Origin of the sequence: Dyadobacter sp. OTU695 (assembly GCF_038440355.1) — a bacterium.
Classification (GTDB): domain Bacteria; phylum Bacteroidota; class Bacteroidia; order Cytophagales; family Spirosomataceae; genus Dyadobacter.
On record NZ_JASATN010000007.1, the window covers coordinates 250,774 to 270,697 of the forward strand.

The 19,924-nt window shown below is 45.0% G+C and carries 14 protein-coding genes; 8 read left to right on the plus strand and 6 right to left on the minus strand.

The genetic code is table 11. The features are described from left to right. Positions 1-515 precede the first annotated feature (515 nt). Positions 516-1,811, plus strand: coding sequence for a site-specific integrase (locus AAHB90_RS15830; RefSeq protein ID WP_342086183.1), 1,296 nt, complete (start codon positions 516-518; stop codon positions 1,809-1,811). Positions 1,812-1,916: 105 nt separating this feature from the next. Here the strand turns inward: AAHB90_RS15830 and AAHB90_RS15835 are convergent, their stop codons facing one another. Further along, on the minus strand, positions 1,917-2,165 hold the full coding sequence (locus tag AAHB90_RS15835) for a DUF7683 domain-containing protein (RefSeq protein WP_342086184.1): 249 nt from the start codon (positions 2,163-2,165) through the stop codon (positions 1,917-1,919). Positions 2,166-2,536: 371 nt separating this feature from the next. On the opposite strand from AAHB90_RS15835, the gene AAHB90_RS15840 reads away from it, so the two are divergent. Continuing rightward, positions 2,537-2,884, plus strand: coding sequence for a hypothetical protein (locus AAHB90_RS15840; RefSeq protein WP_342086227.1), 348 nt, complete (start codon positions 2,537-2,539; stop codon positions 2,882-2,884). Beyond that, positions 2,881-3,081: a helix-turn-helix transcriptional regulator gene (locus AAHB90_RS15845; protein ID WP_446717907.1), complete on the plus strand. Its 201-nt coding sequence runs from the start codon at positions 2,881-2,883 to the stop codon at positions 3,079-3,081. Before AAHB90_RS15840 ends, AAHB90_RS15845 begins: the two co-directional genes overlap by 4 nt. 294 nt (positions 3,082-3,375) lie before the next feature. On the opposite strand, the gene AAHB90_RS15850 is transcribed toward AAHB90_RS15845, so the two are convergent. Then, entirely contained in the window at positions 3,376-3,702 is a 327-nt protein-coding gene (locus tag AAHB90_RS15850; RefSeq protein WP_342086185.1) for a helix-turn-helix domain-containing protein, read from the minus strand. An 80-nt stretch (positions 3,703-3,782) separates the two neighbouring features. On the opposite strand from AAHB90_RS15850, the gene AAHB90_RS15855 reads away from it, so the two are divergent. Next, the gene (locus AAHB90_RS15855; RefSeq protein WP_342086186.1) at positions 3,783-4,841 is read left to right on the plus strand and encodes a pentapeptide repeat-containing protein; all 1,059 of its coding nucleotides are present in this window, start codon (positions 3,783-3,785) and stop codon (positions 4,839-4,841) included. A 1,244-nt stretch (positions 4,842-6,085) separates the two neighbouring features. Here the strand turns inward: AAHB90_RS15855 and AAHB90_RS15860 are convergent. Beyond that, positions 6,086-6,253 carry a hypothetical protein gene (locus tag AAHB90_RS15860; RefSeq protein WP_342086187.1) on the minus strand — a complete coding sequence of 56 codons (168 nt, stop codon included), beginning with the start codon at positions 6,251-6,253 and terminating at the stop codon, positions 6,086-6,088. A gap of 450 nt (positions 6,254-6,703) precedes the next feature. Then, positions 6,704-7,630, minus strand: a complete 927-nt coding sequence (locus AAHB90_RS15865; RefSeq protein ID WP_342086188.1) for a hypothetical protein — start codon at positions 7,628-7,630, stop codon at positions 6,704-6,706. Between the two features lie 133 nt (positions 7,631-7,763). Between AAHB90_RS15865 and AAHB90_RS15870 the strand changes: the two genes are divergently transcribed. From AAHB90_RS15870 to AAHB90_RS15880, 3 genes are all read left to right on the plus strand, one after another. Then, on the plus strand, positions 7,764-8,207 hold the full coding sequence (locus AAHB90_RS15870) for a helix-turn-helix domain-containing protein (RefSeq protein ID WP_342086189.1): 444 nt from the start codon (positions 7,764-7,766) through the stop codon (positions 8,205-8,207). Between the two features lie 77 nt (positions 8,208-8,284). Then, entirely contained in the window at positions 8,285-8,719 is a 435-nt protein-coding gene (locus tag AAHB90_RS15875) for a hypothetical protein (protein ID WP_342086190.1), read from the plus strand. A 409-nt stretch (positions 8,720-9,128) separates the two neighbouring features. Next, a complete protein-coding gene (locus tag AAHB90_RS15880; RefSeq protein WP_342086191.1) occupies positions 9,129-10,652 on the plus strand; it encodes a TlpA family protein disulfide reductase in 1,524 nt (507 codons plus the stop codon). Positions 10,653-11,287: 635 nt separating this feature from the next. Here the strand turns inward: AAHB90_RS15880 and AAHB90_RS15885 are convergent. Beyond that, positions 11,288-11,752, minus strand: a complete 465-nt coding sequence (locus AAHB90_RS15885) for a helix-turn-helix domain-containing protein (RefSeq protein WP_342086192.1) — start codon at positions 11,750-11,752, stop codon at positions 11,288-11,290. Between the two features lie 92 nt (positions 11,753-11,844). Here AAHB90_RS15885 and AAHB90_RS15890 point away from each other — a divergent pair, with 92 nt between their 5' ends. Then, positions 11,845-13,461, plus strand: a complete 1,617-nt coding sequence (locus AAHB90_RS15890) for an ISL3 family transposase (protein WP_342086193.1) — start codon at positions 11,845-11,847, stop codon at positions 13,459-13,461. A gap of 645 nt (positions 13,462-14,106) precedes the next feature. On the opposite strand, the gene AAHB90_RS15895 is transcribed toward AAHB90_RS15890, so the two are convergent. Further along, positions 14,107-19,362, minus strand: coding sequence for a S8 family serine peptidase (locus tag AAHB90_RS15895; protein WP_342086194.1), 5,256 nt, complete (start codon positions 19,360-19,362; stop codon positions 14,107-14,109). Positions 19,363-19,924: the final 562 nt, after the last annotated feature.

A 19,924-nucleotide genomic window follows, 5' to 3' on the forward strand; every position in this document is an offset into this window, starting at 1 on the left:
AAAAGGCTCTCAATGGGCCAAAGCAGGAATTGTGCCTCGTGGTGGCGCTGCCGATCAAAAATGGGAAGTTCCAAATCATCCCCAATGACGTTGAATTGATCGCATCGATTGACAAAGCCCGCTTTGTTTATTTCCTCTGAATTTTAGTAAGTTTGCAACTGTTGTTCTTGGCAACCGCCCCAAAGTGAACCATTTCATCTGGTAACCTATCCGGTAACCTGGAATTTAGGATTAGAAAGATTGCTGTTTCTGAGACAGTTAGGCGATAAAAATGATTCCAGCGGGATCACAGAAGGCACACGAAAGTGTGCCTTTTTTGTTTAAAATACATTGATAATCAGCACATTTTACAAAAAGGCAGGTCAGTCTGAATCATAATGAACCAATCCATTCGGTCACCTATTCGGTCACCTGTTGGATTTGGTAAATTAGGTGACCGAATCAGATGTTTGATTGAGGCGGTTTTGATTTAAGGTTCTCCACGGACACAATTACCAACCTTAAAATGTGCGAGCATGAAGTTCAAACAAAATCTGTCATTGCTATTCTGGCTCTACCGGGGCAAAGCCTCGAAAGACGGAAAAGCACCCATCTATGTCAGGATTACCATCGACGGCACCGACACAGACATTTCCCTTGGCAAAAAGATCCATCCCGACTTTTGGAACAGCGATGCGAAGCTAGTGACTGCCACAACGGCGGAAGCCAAGATGATCAACTTGAAAATCGTCCAGGCACAGGCCGAGATCGAAAAACACTTTCTCGTGCTGCAATCCCAATTCAACCGCGTGACACCTTTGATGCTGAAAAATGCTTATCTGGGCTTGCCCTTGACTCATTCCAAAGCAAAGCCAAAAAAGGCCGCAGGACTAAGCCAAACGCTATTAGCTGCCTTCGATGAATTCATCGCGATCTTTGAGAAGAAAGCCAAGAAAGGAATCCGCTCAGAAGGAACACTTCGGCACTGGCGATCCACCAAACGGAAGGTCGAGGCATTCATCCGTTTCAGGTATCAACGCAAGGACATCGAAATGACCGAGATCGACCAGTGCTTTGCCGAAGAGTTTTATGACTATCTGACGCTTCACCTGGACGAACCGCTTTCTGAGGTCACTGCCAAGAAGCTGGTGAAATGGACAAGGCAGATCGTCAAAACGGGTGTTAAGAAGAAGTTTATCCCTTCCAATCCACTGGAAGGGTTTGTTTGCTCGGGTGGCAACAAGGAGGTCATGCCATTAGAACTATATGAAGTCGAGGCAATCCACAAAAAACAGATCGACATCGACCGGATCAGCGAAGTGCGCGACGCATTCATTTTTCAGTGCTTTACAGGCTTTGCGTATCAGGATATGTACAACCTTTCTCCCGAGAATATCGTGAAGGTTGGACGAACAGGTGAAAAATGGCTGATCAAAGATCGTGGCAAGACCGAGGTGACTGAAATGGTACCGATCTTGCCAGTCGTACAAGAGTTGATCGATAAATATCAGGGTCATCCTTATTGCAAGGTCAATAACCGCTTGATCCCTGTCAATAGCAATTTCCGGCATAATGTTTATCTGAAAGAACTTGCGGTGATCTGCGGCATTAAAAGACCATTGAATACACACCTAGCCCGTCATACCTTTGCAGACCTGGTGCTCAATAACGGCGTACCACTCGAAGACGTTGGCAAAATGCTCGGACATCGGAACATTCGTACGACCCAGCGCTACGCTCGGGTGAGAAAGCAACGGATTAGCGACCATATGATCTTGGTAAAGCAGAAGCTATTCACGAATTCCGGAAAACTTAGGAGGGTATCGAGTTAATAATGTTTCAAGCCGCTGGCATCGCTGCCAGCGGCTAACCCAACTGGGCAAGTTCTAAGGGACTATCAGTACCTGAGTTGATGAGGAATTCGCCTACTTGCCGATCTACCGATAAGCTTGCCAACAATAGAGAAAGTAATCATATTTTTCGTGCTCAAAAGCATGCTCTACCCATCGCGACAAATCTGATGACTGCTGCGGGGTAACCTCATAGACCATGTACATTAACGGGTCATCGTCATAGCGCTCAAAAATTTGAACCAACTCGTCCAGCGAAATTTGATCAACATACAAAGTTCCAACTTCATCTTCGGTGCCCTTTCTGAACCAGATGATTTCACGATTCACGTTCATGCCACTAAAAATTTTGTCAATGATAGGCCAATTTATCACCAATCTCTATAAGGTGTGTGTGAAGGTTTGTTGCGGTCACTAATCCTCTAGTATTATTTACCCTTATACCGAGTCCGAAACTTGATAAGCATGGAAGCGCTTGACACCGTTTTCAATCTCTTTTTTGTAAAAGCTGCAATATGTCCTGTACAAATTATGATGTAATGTAAAACATACTTGTCTATTTGTAAAATCTATTTTACATTGCAGAGACAACTTAACATCGCAATCTTATGAGGCAGCACGATTGGTTATTTCCACATGCATTCAGGAAAATTGGTTTGGCAATTGGAACACTATTGCTTGTATTTTATTTGATACTAGTAACTAATTTGGGTCAGAACTATTATGACAGCCTTCAAAACTGGTCAAATGAGAAAAACTGGTCTGGTTACACAGAAACCGTTGCCAATGTATTTATTATCGGACTTGCTCTTTCACTTATCCTGATTGCATTTTCCAGGGAGAAACAAGAAGATGAAATGATCCAGAGGCTCAGGTTACAGGCATTGCAGTGGAGCGTATATGTTAACTACCTCGTACTCATGCTTTGTTCGCTGATATTTTACTGGCTAGATTTTCTCAACGTATTGATCTTCAATATGTATACCATACTCGTATTCTTTATCATAATGTTTCGATGGACATTGCACCGGATGAACAAAGAGTCATTATCATGAAGAATCGCCTTAGAGTTGCACGCGCAGAACATAATATCTCGCAAGCTGAATTGGCAGAAAAAGTTGGGGTAAGTCGGCAAACTATCAATTCGATAGAAGGCGGCCGATACACTCCTTCTGCTGTGTTGGCGTTGAAAATAGCCAGGGTATTCGGCAGCATCGCCGAAGAAATATTTATCTTGGAGGATTCTGACTAAAATCTTAAACTGGAATAGAGCTCGCCTGAACCGTAAAGGAATACGATCAAGGTGTGGAATTGTTCCGATGTTTGAAAAAGTCCTATCACCTTCTATTCCAAATCCACTGCCAAGCCAGACGTTTCCAGTCTCCAATTACCTCGCCCCGCGAAGAGCGCCAAGACCGTCGTGAATAATACCGATGGAATTCACTCGCCGCTTCCTTAGTCTTTTTACATTGAAGAAAATAAATCTCCACATGTTCCGGCCTGGGAGGCACATCACATCCTCGACCGTAAGTCTGATATGCGGTATTCATGCCTTGCCAATCAAAATTGGTACTTTAGCCTTTTGGATCATCGCCTCGATGTCGTCCCTGTCGTAATAGATTACTCCTCCTAATGTAATAAACGCGAGCTGACGGTTAGCTCTCAGAGCTAACAACTTACCCGGTGAAATGTTTAGGAGTTTTCTTAATTCAGAAGATTTGAGCCATTTCTTTGCGGTGTCTGGCGAAGATACCCTCGTCCTGTTAATTGCTGCTAAAAGCTCGTCTCGAACACTTTTCAAGTCTGCAAGCGTAACCAATTGATCTAGCGACAGGCCGCCTTTGCTTTCATCCGCTCCCCTCATCCTTTCCATCACTTTTTCTGTTTTAATATTATCAAGAAAACAAATCTAAAATTCGCAGTGTGGAAATCCTAGACCCTTTCGATTTCTAAATGGGTGACATTCAAATTGACTCGATGTTCGCCAGTTTGCTTATGTTTGTCACCATTGAGAACGTTGGCCCTCGAAATATGATAACAGAGCAGTTAATCGACCGCTGGACCACAGGGAAATGGGCTGTGATACGCAAGCGCATTCTAGCTACTCCCCGTAAAATGTTTGCGATATTAAAGGATCATCCAAAAATCGACGGGCGTATAGACCTGAGAGGATTAGTATTTGTGGAAAATCCAAAGGATTCTAGACCATTGATCCTTCGCCGGTTGAATTGGGAGTCTGTTGATTTGTCCTATGCTGACTTGCGAGGAACATGGTGGACTAAATGCAATGTAAAAGGCAGCCTTTTCAGCAGGACGGATTTCAGAGAGGTGCATATCGAAGCCTCTAACTTTTCCGAATGCATTTTTTCACGCTGTGATTTCCGGGATGCTTATATGAACACGTCGCGCTGGTCAGAATCAGGCTCGTTTGAAAATGTCGTGTTTCATCGAAGCAACTTATGCCGGGTAATTTTCGGATTTCCTATCCTGCGCGACTGCTCTTTTGAAAACTGCAAATTGTCGACTACTCACTTTAGCGCGAGTCAGTTTTGCAACACCAAGTTTATTGGCTCGATCGAATCCGTCTTTTTCCAGGGAAAACTAGACCCGCCTTTTAGTTGGTTTGAGAAACTGATATACGCCAAGAAGAAGTATTCCATTTTCAATCCGATGGAAAATGTCGATTTCTCCCAGGCCGAATTAAGAGGTGTGTCTTTCCTCAATGGAATTGATCTACGACAATGCAAATTTCCTAAGGGGGATAACTATCTGCTAGTTACTAATCCGGCCCGCACCTACAAAATAGCGGCCGAACTGGTCAGGAATACTTGGCACGCCGAAGAACAGCGCCATGCACTTATTTTGATCAAAATTTACAACGCAAATGAAAGCCATGGCAAACCTGTCGATTTTATCGATATCTCCTTGCCTTCCGATAATGGAAAAAGGCTTGACCTGGGGCGTAAATTTTTTGAGACGCTCAGGGGAGCAATGGCGCTGGAATCCAAGTAACGAAATTAGGGTATACTAAGAAACTTATTCATAATGAAGTATGCTTAGAGAAACTAGATTTCCAAGGAAATATCACTCGAAGGAATATGATTACAATGCCGCGCAGTCATTGGTCAGTATCGATAAAGAATATGGCAGAATGGCTTCCGACAGGGAATTAAGCATAGTCTTCCGGATCATTCATCAACAAAATATGACGTGATTACGCCAATCTAACTGATTTCCTTCCATTACTGAGAACAGAACCCCGTTGTAACTTCGCCCGTTGCAATAGGCATTCGCCGTACTTGGCAGCTGTCTGAATGTTCGATAATATTCAATGATGAAATCGTTAAGCGAAAAAAACAGTCGCCTTAGCCATGATTCATCCTCGCTCAGAATTCGTCTTTCCTCTTCCCACATACCCGCAATGTATCTGTTTGATTCGATTCGTACCGTGTACATCATTTTGGTAGCTTCGTTTCCAAACATTTCAAACGTAAAAAGGAATGGCGTGTCGAGCCCGAAAGCTGTACCCCAGGGTGGAAGCGGTGAAAAGCAACTTAGCTTGTATTGGCAGATTATTTCTGACATATAAAACTCCTTGTTTGAAGAAAAATAGCCTAATCTATCATCTTGTACAAATCTTCCTGTCCTTTCGAGTGAAAAAAGGAACAGAATTTAACACTATGCTTGAAACACGCTAAATTTCCAAGTGGCCGATTTCCCATTGGCAACTACATTTTTGGCGAAATCTTGCGCTGGTGGGTATTCGGCAGCAGTTGACCGTTAGATTTCGCAGCGGGCGGGCGCCCTCATAATTCATTCCAAGTAACATGATTTCCACCTAATCGCTTTACTTTTTAAAAAGAGTAATGGGTCGTCGGAAGAAGTTGTTTCCGAGATAAAGCTGAACCTATTCCCGACCCATACTTAACCAATGAGTTATTTCACCGTGGAACCGCATGTGCGGAAATGAAGGGTTAACACCAGATGGTTTCTCTATTTTGGGCGTTGAGGGGTGACGGCCCCGAAAGTTATCCGCGTTGCAAGATCGCAGAGTTACCAGCAAGTTGTGCTTCGGCTTGCTTTTGAGGCCCTGTCTCTCCGGCAGTGGGCTGAGCTCCGAGGTAATTATTATCAGTTTTACAAATGTGGTTCTTTGTTGGCTATATAGTGGCGGGTTGACAAGAATTTCCTGATAGTCGGACGCTGGTAGCTCATATTTCGCATCAGCTTTTGCAAAAGCAAAACCTCCGCTCTCTTCATCCAGCATTATGGATCGCAGTCAATTTAGGAGCATAATAGCCAATAATCGCCTCCATTCTTCCAATACTTTTGAAATTTTCAGGGTTGGAATTAATGCCGTGAACTTCCTCAAATAGCTCTTCGAGTATCTTAATCTTTGCGAAATCCGGTTCTATCTGCTTCATCTCCCGTCTACGTTCCCTTGAAGTATACGCTATTAATTGGTTCAACAATGAGCTGGTGACCTACGTTAACACATACCAGTCGAGGGTATTTCCCGGAGCAGCAAGGTCAAGAGCCTTGCTTTCGACCGATTGCCACTCTGGGTCGCCGGTGCTCAATGAAGCCGCTTTACCATTTCCCTGATTTATCATTTTTCCGCACTTGCCATTCGCATTTCATTACTTTAATGGGTCGATTTTAGAAATATTCCCAGGATAGCTAAGTTGGCGGAGAATAGCCAACAGAGTGCCGATTTAGCTCCGATTCGTTGGCAGCAATCGCTTCTTGCTGCTAAACCTCAGACCGAAAGTGCGCCGCGTAATTTTAAAAGGATATAGGTAGGACAGAGCTTGCAACAATCCACCAAGATGAAACAGAATCACCGCCCTACCAAAGCCCCAAGATACTTTCTTTCAGCCGTTGCACCAACGCTGATTTATTTTTCGAAGATCAAAAGCCGTTTCCGCTAGTCTGCCAAGTAGCTGGTATAGGGTAAGCAAGTCAATGTAAACTCCCCACTCCTGAGCAGACTGGCTACTTAGGGAGTAAAGGCAAATCCGGTTAAGTTCCTGTTTCCACTTTTTTAGGCTCTTATACTCAAAAAATTCTGTCAAGCATTGGATAGTACCGGCAGGTAGTTCAATTTCTCCTTCCGGTCTGACGCCAGCTTTGCTCGTGACTTCGGCTGATAGTTTCGACTTCGCTAGCCGCTTTTCCTTTTCACCGCTCAGAATCAGGTAGGCGGCATTGATGATCGATTCAACCTTTTCTAGAAGGTATAGTACATCGGCTGGGTAACCCTTGTCGTAATATTTTTCTTGACGGCACGCCTGCAAAACATCGTACAATCTCGCCTTAAAGGTTGTTAGGTCGTACGCGTCAAAAAAGGAATCAAGAATCGCGTACGGGTCATCGAATCCATCACGATGCCAGATCGAAAGGCGTTTAAGGCGCTTATTCAGCTTCTTGGGTAGGCTTCCTCGATCTGGCCGCCTCTCTGATGGTTCCAGCTCCCCGGAAGATTCACGAGGCTTAATATGATCGCGTTCACCTGCTTCGGCTTTTGACAAAGATCGATGCTGACCCAACACAAACGATGCTTCAAGGTACACCACTAAATTCTCAAAAAAGTAGAGTTGCTCTCCAGGGCTGGCATCTACATGCTGGCCTTCGGCCGATATCGATGTTGAGAGCATCTGCCACAGAAAGAACCTGCAATCAGCAATCGTATAATTTCTCCAAAATTCCGGGAGTATTTTCTCCGGGCGCTCGGTCTCCAGACTTGACATCCAGATCGGTTTCAGATCGTTGACATTTTCAGAAATATATCTCATCATCATCGCTGTTTGAGTGAAACAAATGCTGAAACTCGGAACTTGCGCGATTCTAAAAAATGTAAAAACTATGGTTTAATAGCCCAAAAACAGCTATTTTAGGCTTTTGATCAGAATCAGAGAAACCTTATCTTTAAAAATGAGTACTTCGCCACAAATGACAAAACACATTCACCAAGGTCGCAACGTCAGGCGTTTTCGAGAAATGCTTGGAATAAAACAGGAACGGTTGGCGTTTGAGCTTGGGGAAGAGTGGTCTCAAAAGAGAGTTTCGTTACTTGAGCAGAAAGAAGTCATTGAACAGGATATATTGGATCAGGTCGCCAAAATTCTTAACGTACCCTCTGAGGCTATCAAAAACTTCGACGAGGAAACAGCGATTCATAACATCCAAAACAACTATGACAATTCGGTAATCCACGCTGGCCCAACGGTCAATTTCCAGTGCACTTTCAATCCAGTTGAAAAATGGATCCAGGCGATGGAGGAGAATAAGAGCTTGTATGAGCGACTTTTGAAATCAGAGCAGGAAAAAGTCCAACTGTTGCAAAAACAGCTGGATCAAGGGCTAAAAAACACCTGACGAGACTAAGCTCAAGAGCGCGGAGTAATTAATTTGAGGATCAACAGTGGATATAGTGAACCGACACGTACCCAATTATGCTATCGTCTTTTTCGAAATTCTACTTATTGCTGGCTATTGGGTTACTCCAATTATCATGCCATCGCGGTGACCCCGTACTAGAGGCGATCGTCGATGACAATCAAATTTTTGAAGAGGCTTCGGGTTTGTACAACGCTAGCAAGCTATCGGTCGGTGGAATCTCGAAAGATTTGGCTACGCCCGGTAATCGTGCCACTGTTTTGATAGCCAAAAACTCTGATGGAAAGCCAGTCATGGACTATACTTTTTATCAGGCTTCGATAATAAATGCGCGCTTCGTGTATGATATTACGTTAAAGCGGAATGGTCAAACGATTACGATTTTTAGGAGACTTGACGAAAAGATTGGAGAGATTAAGGGAAAAGACATATTTATTGACTATGCGGATGGGACCGAAGTGCAAACCCAATTCGAGGGCCAAAAAGACTGAATGGCCTCCTGCAGCATGCGAATTATAGCCTATCTCCAGAATACCCCTTTAAATCACTTTGACAGCTTCTAAATTTTTTATTGCAACCCCTCCGTAATTGTGAAGAGGCTAGCAAGAAAAAATTTAACTAACTCTTATGTGTGAGGTCCCAATACAACTCCAAGCAAGTAATGCTAGCGTTTCGGCAGAGTATATCTAACTTTTACCATATAAGCAGCAGGTGCAACAAGTAAATAACCGTTTTGAAAAGGCGCGGTTCTAGATGCGATCAAGAAGCCGTCCAATATGGACAGTCAACGCCAGGATGATCGAAGCTAAGCGAATTGTATGGAAAACTAACTAGATCCAAATTTGCAGATCTGCCTTCACTCTGTAATGTAAATTATAGTTAACTTCGAAAGTCACCATCATGTCATTGACTTTTTCCGGCGGTGATTTATCAATTCTGTATGTTTCTAAGGCTTATCGTATGAAGAACCAGATAGTCAATTTTATGAAATACTTAAGGATTTCAATCGTGACATTGTGGTGTTCATCTTTTGTCTGTACGAAGTCCTTTGCGCAAATTTCCTTCTGGTATAATTTCAAGGGAACTGCTAGTTTGACAATAAACTATGTCAATAATTCAGATCAGAAAATTTGGCATATATTCACCTACAAAATGTTTCCTGATCAGGAAGTTAGGCTGAGTGATACGATTCCGGTAGGATCTGGAAACAGGAATTACTTGCTCCCCATTGGTTTGCCCCAGAAAGTAACCCTGAAAACCACTGGTAAAGAACTGACACTTCTCTTGACCCCTGGTTCAACGCTTGTCTGCAATCTGGACTTTAAAAATCTAGCAAGATCCTCAATTGATGCCCCAGATAGCCTGAGGGCCATTAATGAGTATCTGATAAGAAAGGATCTTTCAGTAGCCACACCGTTCAAGACAAGGCGGACCTTGGCTGCGCAAAGATCCGCAACATTGGAGGAATTTGGCACTAAGATGACCGAGCTGTATCTTGAAGAGCTTCAATTCTTCAATGCGAATAAAGGTGAGTTGCCTAGGTGGTATCAAAGTTTTGAGTATTGGGAGAACCGCTATTCTGATGCAACGGAGCGGATGAATGCCCCTCTACAACGCGAATTATCGCGACAGGTGAAAGATTCGATTCCTCCCACATATTATCGTTTTTTGGATTCCCTTGCGTTAAACAACGATGCCGCAAAATATTCTTATCCATATTATCTTTTTTTATACGAATTATTCAACAAGCGACGGACTGATTATGATCTTGAACACGGGTCAAAGTCTAATTTTCTTGACTACCATATCGAGCAAGCAAATAAAGAGTTGTCGGGCGAAGCTTTAGATTTGTTTAAAGCATTTACCATTCAGTTGGTATTTAACCACTATAAAAGGGAGGTTGCTAAGGATTACATCAACAACCGCGATTCAATTTTTTCTAATACGGTCTGGCTGGATGAATTAAAATCGTTTTTTCAAAGTAAAGATAACCGAGCTGGGAAGGGAAAGGTACCACCCAATTTTGTTCTTATTGATTCTAGAGATTCGCTGACTTGGCTCAGGTCTCTAAAAGGCAATATTATTGTGCTTTCTTTCTGGTTTGCCGGATGCAGGCCCTGTATTGAGGAATTTCCGGCTGAAAATAGATTGGCAGATACATTTAAAGACAGACCAGTCAGGATTGTCAGCGTCTGCGTAAATACTTCCGAAGAGATGTGGAAGAAGTGGAGCGAGCGGTTCGGACTTAAAACGATTAATCTTTGGGCGAATTCACAGTGGGAGAAAACCATAATTGAAAGATATGATCTGACTGTATTTCCAAGATATGTATTGATTGATAAAGATTATAAGATCGTTGAAACTTATGCGGATCGACCGAGCCAAGGGCTGGAAAGACAAATCAAATCTCTTTTAGAAAACTAGATTGATTTCAATTTACAATCACATGGCTGTCAATTGAATAATTCGCATGATGAACAGTCGGAAAGAATCCAGACTCTAGTCTCTTTAAGTCATTTTTGTCAATATAGAAACAAAGAGGCCCATCTGTTATCTGTAGTGCTGGGATCCTACGGGGTTTGCAAGAAAAGTTTGGTTGACTCTTATGAACGATGGTTTTCAGTGAGCATGCAGGAATTCGATCTATTCCTTGGTATTGTCTTACCAATCCATGGAGAGAGGTCGCTTTTGAGGTAAATGCGGCTGAATTGAGTAAAAAGGAGTCAGGAAAGCGCCAAAAGCAGGATTTTTGTTCCAAAATGGTCTCAGAGGCGCATTTTGGACTTAATTTCCTTCTTCCCACCGAATTTGGCTCAATAGTGACGTTTCCCAGGCTTGCGCTGCCTCTCGGGTAAGGAATTGTACCTACTTCAGACACGCGAAAATTAGATGCTACCACCTGTCTATCCGTGGTAGGCCAGATGTACCGTTGCTACACAAACGGGAAATCTGGCTCTGCGAGGCGGCTGTCTAAAACGGACTTCACCGGGCCAGTCATTTCGGAGTATCATGGGCTCTTCTTCACTTTTGATGACAAAACGTAATTAAAAATTACACAATTATTTGGCTACATAGCCCACCTGCTTCTTAAATTCTACTCCAATTCTGTCTAAAAGCTTATAAATCTGGGAGCTTCTATACTGGGTGTTGTATTTCTTATTGATCCATTCAAGCAATAGCGGGCCAGACCAACGTTTTTGAGAATATCCAAACTCATCAGGAGGGCAATTCAAGACAACATCTCGAATGTCTTCAAGGTCAGATAATGACAGAATTGACCTTCTACCGCGCCCTGGGAGGTCGTATAGCCCTTCGATGCCTTCGTTTTCGAACCGGTGCACCCAATTAATGACCTGTTTAAAGCTGACCCCATAGATTCTGGCAACCTGCCGACTCGATAGCCCGGTGGCTACTTGATAAACCATATTCAGTCGAGTTGCAACAGATAACACTGGGTCGCTGTGTAACAATGACCGAATATCTTCGGCTGCATATCCTTTAATTTTTAGTACCGGCTTGCCCATCTCTCTGGATTATTTGAGCACTAATGTATATATTATATGTGTATTTAATAAATATAATTGTGCTCAACAGTCGCCTTATACTACCCCCTGGCATGAAGCTTGGAGAGGTTAAGATTAATCTTTGGCAAGGAAAAGTATTGGTCAACGCAAGTTCCTTGCAAAGGTACTCCAGATGCCCTCTTTGTAAAAAGAAGAGCAAGTCAATCCATAGTTATTATCAACGCCAGCTAGCTGATTTACCTGTTTCTAACTATCAGGTGAAGATCAACCTCCGAAGTAGAAGGTTCATATGCCGAAACCACATCTGTGCACGCAAGATATTTACTGAACGGTTCTGTTCAGAATTAGGCACTTACAGTCGCCGCTTGCAACGCAGCCGGGACCTTTTGACAAAGATCGGTTTGGAATTGGGAGGTGTCAAGACGGCGATGATTAGCCGGTGGGTGGGTAGCTCCGTAAGTGCAGCCACAGTGATCCGAATGATAAAATCGCTGCCGGCTGTCGATAGCATTATATGCTCCGGTATCATCGGGGTAGATGATTGGGCTTTAAAAAAGGGCCGAACCTATGGTACAATCCTGGTGGACCTACATCAGAATAGGGTTATCGACTTATGGGAAGGTCGCAGTGCGGAAGCGCTCGAAGCTTGGCTCAAACAACACCCGGAGGTGCATACTGTGGCCAGGGACAGGGCATCGGCCTATTCATTAGGTATTCGCAAGGGTGCCCCGCAAGCCAGGCAGGTAGCCGACCGCTTTCATTTGCTGGTTAACCTCAGAGAAGCACTCGATAGAGCAATGCAAAGACAAAGCGAAACGATCAAAAAATGTTTCGTAGCCTTTCATGACAAGCAAAATGCACGTAATCAATCCATTCCTCTTAACCATGAAACTGCAACCGGCAAGCGCATACAAACTGAAAATTCCGAATTATTCACGGGAAATGTTAGTCCCCGTAGGCAGTTTAAATTTGAGCAAACCAAGAAACTCTATGCTCAGGGACATAGTATCAACGCAATAGCTGCTCACCTGAAATCAAACAGGAAATCCATAAGGAGATATATCCATTTGGATGTCTTGCCAGCTCGGAATACCCCAACCACCTCTGAGTATTCGACCAATTTCGATCACTTCATTCCATACATCCAACAGAATTACGGGCCACAGACGACTTATAAGCAGCTTCTTGCGGACATGATAGCACAGGGCTTTAACGGCAAATACACCAGCTTTTGCGAAAGAATGAATCGGCTTGTAGCGCAAAATTTAGTGGGGCAGCCCCTTGATAAACCCCAACCACTTGCCAGACAGCAAACCTGGTCAAGCACCAAGCTGGCCTTCATTGCCCTAACAGATACATCCTTATTGCCAGCTAAGGATCTGGAATTCTTTACTTTTCTCTGCCAGCACAGTGCTCCAATTCAGAAGGCCGCTGAGCTTGCCCAACAATTCAAAACACTCTTGGGCAAGCAGCACCATGGCAGTTTTGACGAATGGCTGGAAAGTGCCTCGCATCCCGACTCCCTTTTGAAAAACTTTGCAAAAGGCATCAAGAGCGACTATCACGCGGTCGAACAAGCAATTAATTCCGATATCTCAAGCGGGAAAGTAGAAGGCCATATTAATAAGCTGAAAACAATCAAGAGATCTATGTACGGAAGGGCCGGAATTGACCTGCTTACAAAAATGTTACTGGCTAAAAATAGATAGCCCCACCATCAAAAGTGGCGAAGAGCCCCATATCTCCGTAATAGACAGCGGCTCACTCGGAACTCGTTCGGCTTTCATAAGCCATTGATAAAAGCGCTACTGCCTTGAACTGAAAGCTAGATGCTACGGACGCTGGCCCCGCCCACATTCGCGAACTCTAAGAAACTGCCATCGTAATCCCGGATGTACAGGGGAAACACCGGAAACCCTACACCAAAACGTCTAAATACTTGTGAGGAGGCCAATTGAGAGAAGCAAACATTTTGGGTAGGTCTACATGAGTGTTCACGGGTCTCTACCGAGAACGTGGTTCCGGAAAACACATCGCCGTAGCTGTTGTTAACTGCGTATAGATCTATGGGTTAAGAGAAAGTACCATTGGATACAGTTCATCTATATTGGTTGTATCTTTAGGGTAGTGTATCTGCTTACCAAAGCTATTCTGCTTGGAGGCAATGGTTTAGTTTTTTTGGTTTAAGCTTAAATAACAATGGCTGAGGTTGAGTGGCCTTTTTTTATCCAATGCGATTATAAATCTTTGTTTTTATGTAAGTTTGGACACGCCGTTACTAGCGGGCAATGTTGAATCTATGTACTGACCTCCTCAGGTATTCAGAGGGTTGAAAGTAGAGTTTCCGGTATCATTTACTCCTTCACAACCCTAAACCACCTTTCTCTCTGATTTGATGTCAATTTGATTAGATAAAGCCCGTTGGCCACGTCCGGCGAGCCGAGATCGACTTCCAAAACTGGCCCAGCCTGCTGAAATTCCAATTTTCTGCACAGCTTGCCAGTCTGGTCGATCACTTCGATGACAGCCGGGCCTTTTATTTCCGTTTTTGGTTCGAGGCTGAAAATCCCTTTTGACGGATTTGGGAAAACGTGCCATTCCGGATTATGATCAAAAACGACGGACCTCATTGATGAATACGTGAAGCTACCGTCCAAGTCGACCATTTTCAGACGGTAGTAACGCGTTGAGCCAGGCCTGCCCTGCCCGTCGAGAAAGTAGTATTTTCTGGTTCCACCCATACCTTGCCCGGCAATCGTTCCAAGGTCATGGAACAATCCCATTTTCAGATTTTCGGAACCCACCGCCACCTCCACCACAAAGTGACTAAAATCTTTCTCGGAAGCTGTCGACCACTGCAAATTTACCGTAACACTTTCACCGGAACTCCGTTTCTCGGCTGTGAAACCAATCAGTGTCACTGGCAAAGGCGCTCCTGTTCCAATGTAATTTTTCGCGAGCCAGAATTCCGAGAAGCTCTTTATGGCAAATTCAATGTAATATCCGTTTCGGAAAGGTACCTTCGTGACTACATCGTGCGTAAAATAGTCCCATGCTTCCCTTGTATTGTTGGTCAGGTCACCATCCTGGTTTGGTCCCGAATATTTTGTCACAGCGAGGTCGTAAGCCGATCTCGGTTTACTTACGTTCGGACTGTCTGCCGCCTTCACCATCCTTTCAATATCTTTCTCGGGAATGTACAATCGAACTCCAACCGGCGTCTCAAAATTTTTGGCCGAACTTATTACAAAATTCCGATCCAGCACCAACTGCTTCTCGCTCACCCGCAACGGCCCATCATTGACGAAAGTCCTGAGATTGATCCCCCCGATATCCTGCCCTTGCGGATGTACCGACGCGACGATTTGGTTATCAATAATATAGTAGGTCCAGTCGTTACCCGGCGCATTGGCAGGGCCGATTTCCTGGGGAGCGGATCCTCCTTCATAAATATCGTACCCTAGATTGCTATAAATATGAATATCGTCGATGGCAATTCCCTCTCCATTGCCGGCGGCATTGCTTTTAAAAACAAAACGGAGCCGCATATTCCCGGCTGTGGGCAACTGCGTCGTAAATACCCGCCATCCGGCAGCAATCTCTCCACCCCAAAATCCCATTCCTTGTTTCTCACTATTGTACCAATTCACACCGGCACCTTTTATACCTAGCCGATACCATCCGTATCCGTAACTGTATTCGACATAAAGCATGTCACAAAGATCCCCATTGCAGGACTCCATGTTCATTTGGGCACTAAAACTCAACAACAATGGATACGTTAGGTTCAAATTGAGGCACGGGGAATACAGGTAAGACTCTTCGTTATTGTTATAAGGCCCGGTAAGGTTTGTCTTCCAGGCGCCATTCCCGCTAGCGGCACCCGCAACACCGGCGCTATTAGGCGTACCAAACTGCCACGAAGAGCGGGCTCCCTCGGTATACCAACCTCCGTTTCCGGATTCGAAATTTTCCAGGTAAAAACCATTCGCCGAAACAACGCCCGGGGTGAAGGTTTCAACTGTAAGTGTGTCATTTGCCGGATTGATGTCAGAACCTTTTTCACACCATATTTTGACAAGGTGCTTTCCTTCCTTATAAATTTCTCCGGGATAATAGACCGTAAGGGTGCTGTTTTCACCTTTCCGAATCACGTTAATGTTGTATTCCGACACGTTACCATCAACAGAGAGTTTGACGGGAACATTGAAACAGTCGTCAGTACCACTATTCTTGAACACTGCATTCATAGCATAAGAACCGCGATAGTCACAAATCGAAGCTGAGGGCACATCCAGTGTCACGACCTCCACATCACTAGTGGTTTTGAATAGCCTGATATCATGAATTGCGTAGCCACCTTCCGGAAAAACATTGGAAGCCGAACTCGCCCACCTCACCTGAAAACCCGCCGAAAATTCCTGACCGTTACTTCGGAGCAGTTGCGAAATCTCCACCGATGCCAGTTTGTAATTATTGTCTATGTCTGTGTCTCCATAGGGTCCTCCATTAATAATATAGGCTGTAATCCATGGATCGTCGCTGTTTCCGCGAATGTATACCCTGTTCAAATCGTAATTGTAGTCGCCACCCCGGTAGGTATGGCGGAAATCAAGTCTGATATCATCATCGCGTACCCGGTATCCCGACAAGTTAAAGGTGCCCTCTAAATAACTCAGAGTCGGAGAAAAGATACGTTCAGGTGCGTCCAGAACAAATGTGCTCTCAGATAGCCAGTAAGGAATCGGAGGCGCTTGCGTCCTTAACCGGCCGTAACCTTGAATCCTTGTAAAGTCGTACTTCTCTGCGTTCTGAATACCTAAAGTTGACGCCCTGATATCCAGAGCCGGTAGGGCCGCGGTATTCTGGAAAAAAGGTAACACCAGCTTTGGATTGGGAATCTGCCGCAGCCAGACTGTAAGGGAGTCGTTTCCGTTTACAGGGTCACCGGTGAGCCGTATACGGACCAGTAACGTTGCTTCGGTGATGGATGCCAAATCTACACGCTGCTGAAAAGTATATTCTGTGCTCGCGACTGCCGGTAAAGTAATATTGACTTGCTCCCAATGCATTTCGCCATCAAGCGAATAACCTATCTCGAATGGCCTGGTCAGTGGCTGGTCGTCCAGATTTTTAATTCGAACGGTAACGGGCTGACTGGCAGAGTATGCCGTTTTCGTGAACAGCCTCACTGTTGGCAGAGGTGCGACGACGGCTTCTATTTTGACGTCATTGTCCGAAATTGTTCCCTGACAGGTTCCGTTATCAGGCTTTCTGATGATAGCCACTGAGCGTCGCCCTGGCACCTGATTTTTCCGCGCCCTAACCGATACATAGTAAGTGGAGTCTTTTGATAATCCCGCCAATGTGTATTTCAACTCGGTTGTGACTGCAATTGCCCTCATCTCGTTTCCGGTCGATACCATGACTTCGTAGTCCGAGGCCCCGCTGACCGCATTCCACTGAACTGCAATGTAGCCTTCACATTGAACGGATTGGAGCGTCGCAGCCGGAACTCCCAGAACAGAGAAAGGGCCGCTTACATTCGCGAAAGCAGTGCCATTCCGGATTACTCTCACTTTCGTATTACCCGTCGCCGCATCGGGTACAGTCCAGGCCAATTGACGTTGGTTTGCCGCTACGCTGGCATTAAGGGTTGTCCAAACACCGCCGTTGTCAAGCGAATAGGCCACATTGAATGTGCTTAACGTATCTCCATAAGATTCCCAGCAGATATTAATGGCATCGCCTTTTGTCAGATGCTCGCCTTCCAAAGGATATGTGACAGTTAAAGAAGGTTCTATGATATCGTAAACAACAAAATATTCCTGCACACCCTGAGGAATCCGTGTAGCCGACACTTGAATCGAATATGTACCCGCGGCAGGATCATCCAGAACGATTTGCTCGATGTTATTGACCGAATCAACACCTGACACCGCGGCGGCCGTCGGTGCAGCCATAGAAGGAAATTTGGGCAAGACTTTGGCACCTCCCGACTGGCTTGCCGAAAGGTCAAGATTGTTTACCAGCGCCTTTCCTCCCGCGAGCACTGACGCGCCAGGATCATTCCAATAGATCATGATTTTCAATTTGGTAGTATTTGCCGGCACGAAGATCTGATGCGTATTAGTAGCCAAATGTGTGATCTGTCCACTAAAATAATGGCCTTCGTCTAACATAGTTACCGAACGAAGCAGGTTCATCTGCCCAAAACCATAAGTATAATCTGGCCCTGGCAAACCCTGGTCGTTAGCACCGTTACAGATCAACGCTTTTATCAATGCATTTTTAGGGTTACTCTGCTGGTGCAACTGACGATATCTCTGGTATAGCAATGCCGCGCCGCCTGTGACTGCTGGCGTAGCCATGCTGGTTCCCGAAGCACTCTGGTAGGTGTTGCCTGGTATGGTTGAAACAATACTTGTTCCCAGGGCGGTTACTTCCGGTTTGATCCGCCCATCCTGAACCGGCCCTTTGGAAGAGGAAAGGTTGATCACGCCGTTTAGCTGGGTATTTCCTACTGTCAGCACGTTCTTTGCTGAATGGTAGCCGCCGTGAACCGTGCCAAAACCACCGGAGAGTCCCTGGCAAATCGCTGATCCACTATTTCCGGCAGCAAAAACGTGTTGTAGATTGGGATATTTAAATGCCTGTTCATCCAACCAGGAGCCATCAAAAGAGTAGTTGCCAAAACCGCTACAGTTGTCGGAGCCGCCGTACGTATTGCTGGTTACCACCATCCCATAATCCTGGACGAGCAGCGCTGCATTCGACAATGTCCCCGACAAGTCCTGATAAACGATTTTAGATCCGGGCGCATAACCCCGATACTTTTCGTTAAGAAGACCCGACCCGGCTGCCGTACCTCCTACGTGCACACCATGCCAAAAATTGCTGATTGTACCATGATTGACGACACGCGAACCGATATCCGGATGTATGGTGGGATTTGAAAAATCTCCAAGACCTATTACAACTCCGTCACCTGTAAGCTTATAGCCCATAATCGCGGTAGACGCAAGTATGTTCGCTCGGGTACTCGCCGTACTTTTGTCGTTGAGCATTTCTCCCGGTGCCGTAACCGGTGTGATGTATTGTACCCAGGGAAATCCCGCCAGGCTCCGAACACTGCCCTCCGGAATTCTGACGTCGAGAACCCGGTAGGACTTCAAATCGCCCGATACCAGCTCGAAGCCAGCTTGGGCAATGTCACGCATCACCTCTTCTGCTGTGAACGATCGAGCGAAGCTTAGTCTAACATCGAACTTACCGGCAACCTTGCGGGCATGCTTGGGCACAATTCCGGACAACAACGATGGTTCCACGACATCTTCCGCCCCAGGCTTGAACACAGCCCGTACCCCCATGCTTTTCAGGTTCCTTACATTGACAGAACTGGTCAATGTTGCCGTATAAGCATTCTCGGGAACATAATCCAGCAATTCAACACCGACATTCTTCAGGCGAGACTGCGTCGCTTGATCAGGAATTTGGTTAAACTGGATAATCACCAGCGATTTTCGCTCAGGCACTGACCGGTGATAGGTATGGCTGGCCGCGAGTTCGTCCGCGGTACTTTCGGACAGCGACACCACTCTGTTTTTCAAAAATAATTGACACCCTGGTAAATGCTGAGCGACGGTTTTCAATGAAGGAAATAATAGCAAAAGTAATAGACAAGCCGTCCGCTTTCTTGAAACCATACAATTGTAACCGATAGGTAAGGGATTTACGAATATAGCTAATTAGGAATGATTCTCAATCTGCAACAAAATCCGTAGTCTAAAGACACTAGTAAAGTTGGTAGATACATTAAGATCGACATTTTCTGGCCTAGATTAATCTGTCTTTTTTGATCAGCACTTACCCAGACTGAGAAGTGCTCTCATTTGGCCGTGCCTTTCTCCTTCGGCGGTCTGCCTTTTTGTTTCTGATTTTCCATGTGTCTTTTTTGATTAGCTATGAGCCGGAAGGCGAATAGCAAGGGTCCAGGGGTTTTCCCATGGCCAGCTCCTGCCGAGGAGTCGCATTTCGCGACGTACCGGCGATAGCTGGCTAGGGAGAAAACCACTGCCCATGTTCGAATCTGTTCGAAAGCGTTCGCTTCCATTCTAAAAAATTCGGATTTGTTTGAAAGTGTTTGAATTCGTTCGAAAGCGTTTGAAATTG

Coding starts and splice junctions, on each gene's coding strand:
- AAHB90_RS15860 (WP_342086187.1), bottom strand. CDS start 6,253: ATGAAGCAGATAGAACCGGATTTCGCAAAGATTAAGATACTCGAAGAG.
- AAHB90_RS15850 (WP_342086185.1), bottom strand. CDS start 3,702: ATGGAAAGGATGAGGGGAGCGGATGAAAGCAAAGGCGGCCTGTCGCTA.
- AAHB90_RS15875 (WP_342086190.1), top strand. CDS start 8,285: ATGCTATCGTCTTTTTCGAAATTCTACTTATTGCTGGCTATTGGGTTA.
- AAHB90_RS15830 (WP_342086183.1), top strand. CDS start 516: ATGAAGTTCAAACAAAATCTGTCATTGCTATTCTGGCTCTACCGGGGC.
- AAHB90_RS15855 (WP_342086186.1), top strand. CDS start 3,783: ATGGGTGACATTCAAATTGACTCGATGTTCGCCAGTTTGCTTATGTTT.
- AAHB90_RS15880 (WP_342086191.1), top strand. CDS start 9,129: ATGTCATTGACTTTTTCCGGCGGTGATTTATCAATTCTGTATGTTTCT.
- AAHB90_RS15845 (WP_446717907.1), top strand. CDS start 2,881: ATGAAGAATCGCCTTAGAGTTGCACGCGCAGAACATAATATCTCGCAA.
- AAHB90_RS15890 (WP_342086193.1), top strand. CDS start 11,845: ATGAAGCTTGGAGAGGTTAAGATTAATCTTTGGCAAGGAAAAGTATTG.
- AAHB90_RS15865 (WP_342086188.1), bottom strand. CDS start 7,630: ATGATGATGAGATATATTTCTGAAAATGTCAACGATCTGAAACCGATC.
- AAHB90_RS15835 (WP_342086184.1), bottom strand. CDS start 2,165: ATGAACGTGAATCGTGAAATCATCTGGTTCAGAAAGGGCACCGAAGAT.
- AAHB90_RS15885 (WP_342086192.1), bottom strand. CDS start 11,752: ATGGGCAAGCCGGTACTAAAAATTAAAGGATATGCAGCCGAAGATATT.
- AAHB90_RS15870 (WP_342086189.1), top strand. CDS start 7,764: ATGAGTACTTCGCCACAAATGACAAAACACATTCACCAAGGTCGCAAC.